Source organism: Streptomyces sp. NPDC005263, assembly GCF_042872365.1.
GTDB lineage: Bacteria > Actinomycetota > Actinomycetes > Streptomycetales > Streptomycetaceae > Streptomyces.
In genome coordinates, this window is record NZ_JBIAKJ010000008.1 from 26,443 (window position 1) to 38,562 (window position 12,120).

The following is a 12,120-nucleotide window of genomic DNA, read 5'->3' on the forward strand; positions in this document are numbered from 1 at the left end:
CATTTTCAAAAAAGTGCGGGAGATGGCCCGGCGATGCGGCCCCGCCCGTATCAGGGGTGGGGCCGCATCGCGTACGGGTTGGGTGCCCGCTTACGGCTGGGCCGCCCGGCGCGTTATCGCGTCGGCGTCACGGCCGGGGCCGGGGCCGGGGCGTAGCCGGTGGGGCGGGTCGTGAAGGTGCCCCGGCCCTGGGTGCGGCTGCGCAACCGGGTCGCGTAGCCGAAGAGTTCGGCCAGCGGCACGGTGGCCGTGACCACCGCCGCGCCCGCCCGCGTGACCGAGCCGGAGACGCGGCCACGGCGTGCGGCCAGGTCGCCGAGGACGGTGCCGACGGCGTCCTCGGGGACGGTGACCGTGACCTCGACGACCGGTTCCAGCAGGGTCATCGCCGAGGCGCGCAGTGCTTCCCTCAGGGCGGAGCGGCCCGCGGTGCGGAACGCCATGTCCGAGGAGTCCTTCACATGGGTCGCCCCGTCGGTGAGGGTGACCCGCAGCCCGGTCACCGGGTGCCCGCCGAGCGGCCCCTCGGTGAGGGCGTCCCGGCAGCCGGCCTCGACCGCGCGGACGTACTCCTGCGGCACCCGGCCGCCGACGACCGTCGAGCGGAACTCGAAGCCCATGATCTCCTCCAGCGGCTCCACATCGATGACGACCTGCGCGAACTGCCCGGCGCCGCCGTCCTGTTTGACGTGCCGGTGAACCAGACCGGACACCCCGCGGGCGACCGTCTCCCGGTAGGACACGCCGGGACGGCCCACGGTGACCGTCAGCCCGTGGTCGCGCCGCACCTTCTCCACCGCGACCTCCAGGTGCAGTTCACCCATGCCGGACAGCACCGTCTGCCCGGTCTCCGGGTCGGTGCGGACCACCAGCGACGGGTCCTCCTCGACCAGCCGTGCCAGCGCCGACGCCAGCCGGTCCGTGTCGGCGGGCCCGCGGGTCTCGACCGCCACGGAGACGACCGGATCGGCCATGGCCGGCGGTTCCAGGACGAGTGGAGCGTCCGGCGCGCACAGGGTCGAGCCGGCCCGGGCCGACTTCAGCCCGACCACGGCGACGATGTCCCCGGCGAGCGCCCGGTCCACCTGGGCGTGCCGGTCCGCCCGCACCCGCAGGATGCGTCCGATCCGCTCGGTCCGCCCCGCGCCCGCGTCCAGCACCGTGTCCCCCTTTCCGATCGTTCCCGAGTACACGCGTATGTAGGTCAGCCGTCCCGTCGCGGTGGCGTGCACCTTGAACGCCAGTGCCGCGAACGGCGCGTGCGGATCCGCGGCCCGCTCCTGCTCCTGCTCCGTTCCGTCGAGCGTGCCGCGTACGGCGGGCACGTCCAGCGGGGACGGCAGATACGCCACGACGGCGTCGAGCAGCGGTTCGATCCCCCGGTTGCGGTAGGCCGAGCCGCACAGCACGACCACGCCGTCGCCGCTGCGGGTGAGGTCCCGCAGGGCCGCGGTGAGGGTCGCGGCGGAGAGCGTCTCCCGGTCGCAGAACTCCTCCAACGCGGCCGGATGCCGTTCGGCGACAGCCTCCTCCAGGAGCCGACGTCTCCGTAGCGCCTCCTCGTACAGGGCGTCCGGCACCGGCCCCTCGGTGGCCGTGTCACCGTCTGGGCCCCAGGTCAGCGCGCGCATCCGGAGCAGGTCGACGACACCGGTGAACCCGTCCTCCGCTCCGATGGGCAACTGCACGACGAGCGGGGCCGGGTGCAGCCGCTCCCGGATCGAGGCGACGGCCGTGTCGAGGTCGGCGCCCGCCCGGTCCAGCTTGTTGACGAACGCGATCCTCGGTACGCCGTAGCGGTCGGCCTGCCGCCACACCGACTCGCTCTGCGGCTCCACGCCCGCGACGGCGTCGAACACGGCGACCGCGCCGTCCAGGACCCGCAGCGAACGCTCCACCTCGTCGGCGAAGTCGACGTGGCCCGGGGTGTCGATCAGGTTGATCCGGTGACCGTCCCAGGCGCAGCTCACGGCCGCGGCGAAGATCGTGATGCCCCGATCGCGCTCCTGCGGGTCGAAGTCGGTGACGGTGGTGCCGTCGTGGACCTCGCCGCGCCGGTGGGTGGTGCCGGTGGCGTACAGGATCCGCTCGGTGACGGTGGTCTTGCCGGCGTCGACGTGGGCGAGGATGCCGAGGTTGCGGACGGTGGTGAGGGCGTTGAGGTTGGTGCGCACGGCCCGGGGCCTTTCGGACGAGATGTGTCAGGGCGGCGCGATTCCCGGCGGACATGACGGCACGTCAACAGGCCTGGTTCCGCGGTTCTGCGGTTCCGCGAGGAGTTGACGGCGCGCTGATCAGAGGGTCGGCACGGGCATCCGGTACCGGCCGCGCAGCGGGCACCGGACGGGCAGAGACACGAGGATCACCTCGTGCAGCGACCGGGGGACGACAACAGCGGTGCGGTACAACACGGCCGGTCCCCCTCTCTGGTCTGCTCTCTGGTCTGCTCTCTGGTCTGCCTTGTCCGCGCATCCGGGCCCGGTGCGCCGGGCGGTGCGTGATCCGTGATGAGTGTAGGGCTCGTGACACGAACACGAGCGGGCATTTTTTGAGGCGTCTCCGTCAGATCGGGATGCAGGTCAGCTCTGTCCACGCCCTTCCCGCGTGCAGGGGTGGGCTCCTCCTGCGCGGAGGAGCCCACCCCATGGGATCTGTCAGTGGTTATTCCGTACGCAGGCCCGACGGGCGCATCATGCGCAGGAGCGGCGGCAGGCTGAGCAGCGTGACCACGCCGACCACGGCCGCGCCCACACCGGTCATGGTGAGCACGCTCGCCCAGTCCATGGTCACCGGCGTACGGGTCATCTTCAGCAGGACGACGCCGAGGGTGACGCCCACCATCGTGGCCAGTGCGAGACCGAGTCCGACCGGCAGGGCTGTCTGCCACAGGACGGACAGGCTGAGGGTGCGGCGCCGGGTACCGAAGGCGACCAGCGCGGAGAGCAGCTTCTTGCGTTCCCGTAGCTGTTCCAACTGGGAGACCAGCAGGCTCGCCCCGATCAGTGCCAGCACGAAGGCGGAGCCGACGAACAGGCCGGTGCGGATGGAGGCGTACTTGGCGTTCTCCTGGGACTCCGACCAGGCGAAGGTCTGCGCCAGGGGGTCGATGCGGGCGGCGACGTTGCGTATGTACTCCCGTGAGTCCGGCACCGAGGGATCCAGACGCAGGTAGACACCGCCCGAGAACACCGCGGGCGCGGCCTTGCGGGGCAGGGCGGAGGGGGTGACCAGCAGACTGGTGTAGTCCTGCAGTGAGTCCTTGCGCGCGTCCACCTCCCGGATGTTCGCGGGGACGTTCCAGGGCACCTCGAGGCCGCGTTCGGGGCCGTCGTACGACGGGTCGATGTAGAGCTTCCGACCGGGCTTCACCAGGGCGATCTCGGATGCGTTGCTGGGGTCGTCGTAGCCGCTCCGCGTTCGCGTGATGAACACGTCCCCCTCCTTGCAGGAGGGCAGTGTGGCGAGTTCGCGCAGGGCGGCGCAGTTGCCCACGGTCAGACCGTTGCCGTTCTCCGGGTTGCGGCGTGAGTCCCCGTACTGGGACTGGGCCAGGGCCACCGCGGCCTGAACCCCCTTGGTGCCGGTGAATTCGCGCTCGACGCCGGACAGTTGCTTGGGGCCGCTGAAGTCGACCTCCATCTGGACCCGGCTGGGGTCCTGGCCGGTGCTCTCGGTGTACTGGCTCTGCGTCCCCGTGAAGAGCATCTGCAGCGCGATGGCCCCGGCCACCGCCACGGCGATGCCGTTGACCATGCGGGCGGCGGTGCCGCTGCTCAACTGAAGCCGTCGCACGGCCAGCTGCCAGGACAGCGAGCCCTTGCCGAGCCGGACGACGACCGCCTCCACGACCCAGGGCAGCAGGGCGGTGATGCCGACCAGCAACAGCAGGACGCCGCCGATGACGAGGTACTGGTTGAAGTCTCCGTTCTTGTGGCCCTGGCCGATCATCGGGTAGAGCATCGCGAGGCCGGCCAGCGGGGGCAGCAGCCGCCACCACAGTCGGCGGCGGCGCTGCTTGGCCGCGCGCACCACACCGAGGGGTTCGACGACGACGCCGCGCATCGCGAGCAGCGTGACCAGCACCGCGGCGACCGGCACAGCCACCGCGACCAGCGCGGCAAGCGCGGGAGTGGGGTTGAGGTAGCTGGGCCAGACGCTCACGCCCAGCAACTCGCCGGTGCCCAGCTTCTGCCGGCCGAGCAGGAAGAAGACGGTGCCCACCGCCAGGCCGAGCAGTGCTCCGGCCAGCGCCTCGCCCGCCGCGATCCGCCGGGTCATCGCCCCGTCGGAGCCGACCAGGCGCAGCGCGGCGAGGCGGCGGTCGCGGCGTTCGCCGCCGAAGCGGACGGCGGCGGCGATGAACACGGCGACCGGCGTCAGCAGCACCACGAACACGACCAACACCATGAGCAGCAGCACCGGGTCGGTCTTCTCGGGCGCCACGTCCGCGTCCGGTCTGCCGAACTTGGTCAGCCGCGTCACCAGAGAGGCGTCCGCGATCTTCATCCCCGAGGCGCCCGCGTAGTAGGCCAGTTCGTGCGAGCCGATCAGACCGCTCTCGCCGATCGTGCCGGTGATTTTGTACGGCAGGCGCTCCCGCAGCAGTTTCGCGTCGTCCGACTCCAGCAGATCCTTGAGCGCGGGGGAGACCACCATCTCGCCCTTGCCCGGGAAGCGGTCGACCCCAGGGGGCAGCGGCGCCCGGCTGCCCTCGGGTTCGACGAGCCGGCCCAGGATGTCGTCGTCGTGCCAGGTGGTGTCGGCGGCGGCGATCAGGAGCGTGTTGTCGGCCTTGGGCACGGCGTCCTGGGAGTACAGGTTGACGTGGCGGGCGTCCTCCACCTTGCTGCGGGAGGAGAACACGTTGGGCATCGCGGTGCACAACAGGAGCAGGGTCACGCCGATCCCGACACCGACCGCCGTCAGTGTCATGCGGACCCAGCTCTCGCGGCCGCCGGTGACGGCGAACCGGGCCCCCATGGCCAGGTCCGCGCATCTCCCCCACGCTCGGCTTCGCTCGCCGGGAAGGTTCCCTGTGCGCGCACTCATACGGCGCGCTCCATGTCCCGCGACTTGCCGTCGCGTACGACGATCTCCCGGTCGGAGTGGGCGGCCACCCGCGCCTCGTGGGTGACGAGGACGACGGCGGCGTTGGTGGAGCGGGCCGCGTCGGTGAGCAGTTCCATCACGCGCTCGCCGTTGTAGGAGTCGAGCGCGCCGGTCGGTTCGTCGGCGAACAGCACCCGGGGGCCGGTGACCAGCGCGCGTGCCACGGCGACGCGCTGGCCCTGGCCGCCGGAGACCTCGCCGGGCCGCTTGCCCTTCAGGTCGGCGACCTCCAGGCGTTCCATCCAGCCGAGCGCCGCCCGCTCGGCCTCCTTGCGGGAGGTGCCGTTCAGCCTGAGCGGCAGGGCGACGTTCTCCACGCAGGTCAGTTCCGGCACGAGCTGCCCGAACTGGAACACGAAGCCGAACTCGGAGCGGCGCAGCGCGCTGCGCCCGCCGTCGCTCATCGTCGTCACTTCACGCCCGTTGTACGTGATCGACCCGGAGTCGGGCGGCAGGATGCCCGCGAGGCAGTGCAGCAGCGTCGACTTGCCGGAGCCGGAGGGGCCCATGATGGCGACGATCTCGCCGGGGTCGATGGCGAACTCGGCGCCGTCCAGGGCGTGGGTGTGCCCGTAGGTCTTGCGCAGGTCCCGCGCTTCGAGCAGGGAACCAGGGGAAGAAGTCGTCATCGGGCTACAGCCTCACGGAGTTTGTCGAGTCGGGCGGCGGTCAGTTCCAGCCAGCGCAGGTCCGCCTCCAGGTGGAAGAGGGCGTGGTCGCAGATCAGCTGGTCCGCCAGATCGCCCTTGCGCTTACGGTCGGTCAGCATGCGCATGCAGCGCAGGTGCTCGGAGCGTTGGGCGTCCAGGATGTCGGAGGCGTCCCGGTGCGTGAGCAGCGCCAGGACGACTTTGGTGTAGAGGGCGGACTGGAGGTACTCCTCCGGCTTCTGCGGGGTCGCGAGCCACTGATCCACGTCGGTGATGCCGGCGTCGGTGATCGCGTAGCGCTTGCGCTCCGGGCCGTCGCCGGCCTCGATCCCGTCGACTTCGACGAGGCCGTTCTTCAGCAGCCGGGACATCGTCGAGTAGACCTGGCCGTAGTGCAGCGGCCGGTCGTGACCGAACGTCTCGTCGAAGGTCCGTTTCAGGTCGTAGCCGTGTCGCGGGCCGGACTCCAGGAGTCCCAAAAGGGTGTGACCAATGGACATGAGCTCACTATACACAGTGCGTATACGCCGCACGTATACATGACGCGTATACGTTACGCGTATAAGCGGAGTGTATAGCTGATGGCGGGTGCGTACGGCCGCGCAGGCGAGGGAGGACCGCGCTCCAGGTCCCGGACAGGCCTCAGACGCCTCGCGTCATCCGCTGCTCACCGACGGCCGCGAGCACCGCGTCCGCCACCTCCGTCACCGGCCGTCCGCCACCCCCGTCGACGCGCCGCAGGCCCAGGCTGTCGACGGTGCCGGCCATGAGGGTCTGGTAACGCTCAGTGCGGGCAAGGAACTTGTCCATCAGGTGCCGCTCCTCGTCCGTCGCGGTCATGTAGTGACCGGAGCGATGCACGCGGTCGCGTACGACGGAGTGGTCGGCGGTGAGCCAGACGGCCGCGGTTCGTGGGAGCGTCGACTCCGCGACGCGGGCCGGCCAGAGGGCCGAGCCTTCCAGGACCAGGCCCGTCCCGGCGCCGCCCTCGGTGGCGTGGGCCGTGATCAGCTCCTCGATCCGAGGCCACAGGCGTTCGTAGTGGTCGAGAACCGAGGCGATCAACTCGTCGACGGTGAGGGAACGGTAGTGCTCGGCGACATGGTCCGGCACCTCCCGCTCCGGTGTCCGCCAGGGCCGCCCGGGATGGCGCGCCAGCAAGTCCGTCGACCGGTGGGCGAACCCGAGCCGCTGCGCCACCACCCGGGCGACCGTCGACTTGCCGACGTTCGACGTCCCACCGATCAGCACCACCCGCACGTCGTCCACATCGACGACCCTACTGATCCCGCGTCGATCCTCCACGTCGATCCCGAAAGCTCGGCCGGGCGGGCGACGGCCGGTCTCGGCGTCAGCCCGGCGCCCTGCGGCTGAGGGACTCCCAGGCCCGGTACTGCTCGTCTCGGGCCCGGTCCCACTCCTGGACGAGGTCGAAGGACCTGCTTCCGACGATCAGGCGCCGCGGCGGGTCCGGCATCTCGGCCAGCTCCATGACCACGGGCGCCGCGGTACGAGGGTCCGGCCCGGCGTCGTCGCCCCACATCTCGAGCAACCGTGCCCGCAGGGTGTCGTAGGCCGGGTCCGCCTCGGCCACCGTGGTGCCGACCGTGAACAGGCCGGTGGAGTATCCGCCCATCTGCACGATGGTGACCTTGATCCCGAACTGCTCGACCTCCATGGCCAGCGCCTCGCTGACGGAGTCGAGGGCCGCCTTGCCCGCGCCGTAGAACCCGACGCAGGCCACGCCGCCCGCGCTCGCGCTGCCCATGGTGGTGATCTGGAGCAGACGCCCGCCGCCCCGCGCCCGCAGGTGGGGGATCACTGCCTGGGCCACCCACACCGCGCCGAAGAAGTTGACGTCCAGGTGCGCGCGGATCTGCTCCTCCGTGGACTCCTCGACCATGCCGTACAGCAGGCCGCCGGCGTTGTTGACCACGACGTCGAGTCGGCCGAAGGCCGCGGCCGCCTTGTCCACCGCTTCGAAGACGGCCGCACGGTCGGAGACGTCCAGGGGGATCCGCAGAAGATCTTCCGGGTACCGCTCAGCCAGTTCGGCGAGCGGTTCGACATCACGGGCGGCCGCCACGACCCGCGCCCCTGCGGAGAGTGCGGCCTCGGCGAACGCGCGGCCCAGCCCGCGCGACGCACCCGTGACGAACCAGACCTTGGCGGTCGATGACATGAGACCTCATCCCCTTTGTGAGTGGTCCGCGACCAGCGATCAGCGATCAGCGATCAGCGACTCAACACGATACGGACCGTTGCGTCTCGCAAGCGTAGCCACCACGCACACCGTCCGCCACCCGTTTAATGCCGTTGCGCCCGCCCCTCCCCCACGGGCAGGGTGCGACGACGTTCACGAGAACACCGGAAGGACCCACCGTGCAGCACTCCGAGACCCCTGCCCTCACGGAGATTCGCGTGGCGGGCGTGGAGGACGGCCCCTACGGCATCACGACCGGACCCGACGGCGCCCTGTGGCTCACTCTCGTTCACAGCGGTCGCATCGCGCGTCTCGCGGCAGACGGCGAACTGACGGAGTATCCGCTGGACTCGCGCACCTGCCGACCGACGGTCATCACGCCCGGCCCCGACGGGGCGCTGTGGTTCACCCGGTCCCAGGACCACCAAATCGGCCGCGTCACCGTCGAGGGAGACGTGCGCTCCTTCACCGTACCGACGCCCGACAGCGGACCCTTCGGGATCGTCGCCGGCCCGGACGCTGCGATGTGGTTCACGCAGATGAACACCGACCGGGTCGGACGCGTCACCGTCGACGGGAAGATCACCGAGTTCGTCCTGCCTGCGGAAGGCGGCTTCCCGTCCGCGATCACTGCAGGACCCGACGGCGCCCTGTGGTTCACGCTCCACCAGGCGAACGCGATCGGCCGTATCACCGTCGACGGCGACACCACCCTGCACCCCCTGCCCACTCCGGGCGCCGGACCGGTGGGCATCACCAGTGACGGTGCGGCCCTGTGGTTCGTCGAGATCGCGGCGGGACAGGTCGGCAGGATCTCGGTGGACGGCCGCATCGAGGAGTTTCCGCTGCCCGACCGCACCGCAAGGCCGCACGCCATCGTGGCAGCCGCGCCCGGAGACTGCTGGTTCACCGAGTGGGGTGCCAACCGGGTCGGCCACCTCACCGTGACCGGAGAAGCGGAGGAGACCACGGACACCGGGATCGTCCGCATCGTCGAGTACGCCCTCCCGTCCCCGTCGTCCGAGCCGCACGGCCTCACCGTGGGACCCGACGGCGCGATCTGGGTGGCTCTGGAGACGGGCGGGGTGGCGCGGCTGGAGCGGGGGCCCGGGGTATCGCCGTAGCGCCCCGAATCCCCCGCCCCCAGGCACTTTTCACCCGCACCCGCACCCCAACCAGCACCAGCACCAGCACCCGGCGATGGACCTATGCGTCCGGCTGATGGTCACCGAAGGGCTGGGCAGCCCCCGCGCCCTGAGGAAGCATCAATACCGACCCGGCGTGGAGGGTCGTCCGTATCGGTGTGAACGTCTTGGCGTCGACCGACGGCTCCCCCGTGCCCGGGTTGCGGGCATAACGCGGATGGGCACCTCCGCTGATCTGCCAACGCATACGATGCCCGGCGGCGAAGCGGTGGGCCGTGTAGCTCATCGGCACGGTGACCTCCGACGGCCCCTCCCCCACGGTCCTCAACTGAGCCAGCCCGTCACACACGTTGGTGGAACGCCCTTGCGGGTCCACGTCGCACAGGCGGGTGAAGACATCGGCGTATCCGGTGTCCGTGGAGACACGCAGCCGCGCGGTGACCGGGCCGATGACATCCACGGGCTCGGACAGCGGCGGGCCGGTGAAGGTCAGAACATCGTCTCGGGCCTCCAGGGCACTGTTGTCGCGTGGGCCGGCAGTCCGGGAGAGCAGACGGCCACCGAGCGACGGGGTGGGGTCCGCCGGGTCGTAACGGAAGGACGTCAGCGGTGCGTTGCCCGTGGGTGCCTGTCGGGTCAGATGCCCGTCCGGGGAGGAGAACCACGAGGCAGTGACCGGTGACAGCGGATAGTCGTCGAGGTCCCGCCACGCGTTTTCGCCGCCGACGTGGACGCGCGCCGTGGTGGGGCGCAGCCCGGAGCGGTCACCGCACAGGTGCGCGCGCAGCCAGGCGAGGCTCTCGGCGAACACCTCGGGCCAGCCCTGTTGCAGTGCGGAGGTATGGGTCCACGGGCCGACGAGCAGGGCGGTCTCGCATCCGGCCCGACGCAGCCGGTCGTACTGCTCGAAGGTCTGGTCGACCAGCGCGTCGTGCCATCCGGTGATCAGGCTGGTGGGCACGCTCAGCCGCTCCGCCGCCTCCCCTGGAGACGCGCCGACCCAGTACGGATCGTCGGCCTCCGGGTGGGTCATCACGCCGTCCAGCCACGGCACTTCACGCCCAAGGGCTGACACGTACGCCCCACGCAGCGGTTGCGCGGTGACGATTTCGCGCAGTCGGCGCTGCAGGCGCAACGTCGCTCTCAGGGACGGTGCCATCCCCCGGTGCTGGTACTCCATGCCGACGCCGACGAGGAGGGCGTTCTCCAGGTGGAGCGCACCGTCCGTGTGGAACAGGGCATAGGGATCGTGCAGACCCACCTGCACCACCATCGCCTTCAGCTCCGGCGGCGGGTCCAGAGCGAGCGCCCACTGCACATACCCGAGGTAGCTGGGGCCGATGGTGCCCAGCGTTCCGTTGAACCACGGCTGCTCTCTCAGCCAGGCCACGGTGGCCTGGCCATCAGCGGCCTCGTTGCGCCACAGATCGAACTGACCGCCCGAGCCACCGGTGCCGCGGCAGCTCTGCAGGACCACATGGAAGCCCTGTTCGGCGAAGAGCATGCCGTACATGGGTGACCACGGCAGGCCCCTGCCGTACGGCGAGCGCACGAGAAGGGTGGGGAAGTCTCCCGCTGCCCGGGGAAAGTAGTGATCCGTGATCAAAGGGCTGCCGTCGGCGGCCGAAACCACCAGCCCCGGCTGCCACCCCACGTCGTGCCGTTTGGCGGGGAGGTTGCGCCAGATGCTTCTCATCATCCGCGAGGACAACGGTGGTTTCCCGGGCGGCGGTGTCCAGGCCGGGTTCGACGCGGCGTCGTGCGTAGGTGATGTCATCATTCCCCTCCACCATTCTCGTACGGTGTACGACAATAGTGGATGCTTGGATGGCCTGTGCAAGGGCCACTGCGAGGAGAAGGGGACAACGAAGATCGTGACCCGTGATGGCGTGTCCGGCAGGGGCGTTGACCCGCAACAGCTCTGGTTGAGCCCCACCGGGCCGCGCAGGGGGCGCCGGCCCGCCTTCAGCCGCGAGGCGATCACGGTGGCGGCCGTCGCCCTGGCGGACACCGAAGGGCTTGACGCGGTCACCATGCGGCGGGTCGCCTCACAGGTCGGAGCCGGCGTCATGTCGCTCTACAGTTACGCCCCCGACAAGGAGACGCTGCTGGAACTGATGGTCGACCACGTCAGCGGCGAACTACCCACGACGGACGCACTCACCGGCGCCTGGCGCGTCGACCTCAAGGCCATCGCCCATCTCCAGCGCGCCCTCATGCTGCGACACCCCTGGCTGCCCGGCGCACTGTCCACCCGCAGGACACCCGGCCCCAACGCCCTGGCCTTCCTGGAACGGGCCCTTGCCGCCCTGCGGCCCACCGGCCTGGACGGCGCGGCGAAACTGGAGGTCTTCGCCCAGCTCACCGCGTTCGTGGCGGGGCACGTCGGCTACGAGATCACGCAGGCCGCAGCGGCACAGTCGCCCGAACGAGCCACAGCCGAAGCCCGCTACCTCGCCGCCGTCGCCGCGGACGGCCACCACCCGGAGCTGGCCGAAGCCCTCACCGCACCCGGACGCCCCCTCACGCCCGAGGCCACCTTCACCCGCTTCCTCAACCGCCTGATCGACGGCCTCGACGCCGACTGATCCGGGACGCCTTGCGCCAGTTGGAGGCGGAGGGGCTGGTCGAGTCCCGCGGCCGCGGACTGTCGGTCGTCGGACTGCACGACGAGGACATCGCCCTTGAGCAACGGCTGGTCAGGCGGGCGAACTCTTCACGCGCCCGAGAGCTCGGGCGGCACCGCGCCGCGCCGACACCGGAGCAGGCCCGGTCGCGTGACCACGAAACGCAAAAAGGTGCCGGCCGAGAATCAGCCGGCACCCGTGTGCCTGTGTGTCCGAGGGGGGACTTGAACCCCCACGCCCGATAAAGGGCACTAGCACCTCAAGCTAGCGCGTCTGCCATTCCGCCACCCGGACGAGGTGTCCGCCGCCTGGACGGGGGTGTTCCCCGCGGCGACATGGACAACAATACCAAGCTTTCGGAGTGCCCTTCACCTGCGTTTCCGTCG

9 protein-coding genes and 1 tRNA gene are annotated in these 12,120 nt (G+C 70.6%); 2 read left to right on the forward strand and 8 right to left on the reverse strand.

The features are described from left to right. Positions 1 to 113: 113 nt before the first annotated feature. From fusA to ACFYRY_RS31365, 6 genes are all read right to left on the reverse strand, one after another. Positions 114 to 2,174, reverse strand: coding sequence for an elongation factor G (gene fusA, locus ACFYRY_RS31340; RefSeq protein WP_389153084.1), 2,061 nt, complete (start codon positions 2,172 to 2,174; stop codon positions 114 to 116). Between the two features lie 487 nt (positions 2,175 to 2,661). Beyond that, positions 2,662 to 4,980 carry an ABC transporter permease gene (locus ACFYRY_RS31345; RefSeq protein WP_389153087.1) on the reverse strand — a complete coding sequence of 773 codons (2,319 nt, stop codon included), beginning with the start codon at positions 4,978 to 4,980 and terminating at the stop codon, positions 2,662 to 2,664. Between the two features lie 65 nt (positions 4,981 to 5,045). Next, positions 5,046 to 5,738, reverse strand: coding sequence for an ABC transporter ATP-binding protein (locus tag ACFYRY_RS31350; protein ID WP_389153090.1), 693 nt, complete (start codon positions 5,736 to 5,738; stop codon positions 5,046 to 5,048). Further along, positions 5,735 to 6,259, reverse strand: coding sequence for a PadR family transcriptional regulator (locus tag ACFYRY_RS31355; protein WP_389153093.1), 525 nt, complete (start codon positions 6,257 to 6,259; stop codon positions 5,735 to 5,737). Before ACFYRY_RS31355 ends, ACFYRY_RS31350 begins: the two co-directional genes overlap by 4 nt. A gap of 142 nt (positions 6,260 to 6,401) precedes the next feature. Continuing rightward, a complete protein-coding gene (locus ACFYRY_RS31360) occupies positions 6,402 to 7,028 on the reverse strand; it encodes an AAA family ATPase (protein ID WP_389153096.1) in 627 nt (208 codons plus the stop codon). 82 nt (positions 7,029 to 7,110) lie between these two features. Next, on the reverse strand, positions 7,111 to 7,941 hold the full coding sequence (locus ACFYRY_RS31365) for an SDR family NAD(P)-dependent oxidoreductase (protein WP_389153099.1): 831 nt from the start codon (positions 7,939 to 7,941) through the stop codon (positions 7,111 to 7,113). Positions 7,942 to 8,141: 200 nt separating this feature from the next. On the opposite strand from ACFYRY_RS31365, the gene ACFYRY_RS31370 reads away from it, so the two are divergent. Continuing rightward, positions 8,142 to 9,086 (forward strand): virginiamycin B lyase, encoded by a 945-nt coding sequence (locus tag ACFYRY_RS31370; protein ID WP_389153102.1) that lies wholly within the window; start codon positions 8,142 to 8,144, stop codon positions 9,084 to 9,086. Positions 9,087 to 9,168: 82 nt separating this feature from the next. On the opposite strand, the gene ACFYRY_RS31375 is transcribed toward ACFYRY_RS31370, so the two are convergent. Further along, positions 9,169 to 10,884 carry a CocE/NonD family hydrolase gene (locus tag ACFYRY_RS31375; protein WP_389153887.1) on the reverse strand — a complete coding sequence of 572 codons (1,716 nt, stop codon included), beginning with the start codon at positions 10,882 to 10,884 and terminating at the stop codon, positions 9,169 to 9,171. Positions 10,885 to 10,981: 97 nt separating this feature from the next. Here ACFYRY_RS31375 and ACFYRY_RS31380 point away from each other — a divergent pair, with 97 nt between their 5' ends. Further along, a complete protein-coding gene (locus ACFYRY_RS31380; protein ID WP_389153105.1) occupies positions 10,982 to 11,695 on the forward strand; it encodes a TetR/AcrR family transcriptional regulator in 714 nt (237 codons plus the stop codon). 248 nt (positions 11,696 to 11,943) lie between these two features. Here the strand turns inward: ACFYRY_RS31380 and ACFYRY_RS31385 are convergent. Beyond that, positions 11,944 to 12,028 (reverse strand) — tRNA-Leu (locus tag ACFYRY_RS31385). Positions 12,029 to 12,120: the final 92 nt, after the last annotated feature.

What these genes read in the sequence shown, in the direction of transcription:
- ACFYRY_RS31350 (WP_389153090.1), bottom strand. Translation starts at nt 5,738, where the DNA reads ATGACGACTTCTTCCCCTGGTTCCCTGCTCGAAGCGCGGGACCTGCGC.
- ACFYRY_RS31345 (WP_389153087.1), bottom strand. Translation starts at nt 4,980, where the DNA reads ATGGGGGCCCGGTTCGCCGTCACCGGCGGCCGCGAGAGCTGGGTCCGC.
- ACFYRY_RS31375 (WP_389153887.1), bottom strand. Translation starts at nt 10,884, where the DNA reads ATGACATCACCTACGCACGACGCCGCGTCGAACCCGGCCTGGACACCG.
- ACFYRY_RS31355 (WP_389153093.1), bottom strand. Translation starts at nt 6,259, where the DNA reads ATGTCCATTGGTCACACCCTTTTGGGACTCCTGGAGTCCGGCCCGCGA.
- ACFYRY_RS31365 (WP_389153099.1), bottom strand. Translation starts at nt 7,941, where the DNA reads ATGTCATCGACCGCCAAGGTCTGGTTCGTCACGGGTGCGTCGCGCGGG.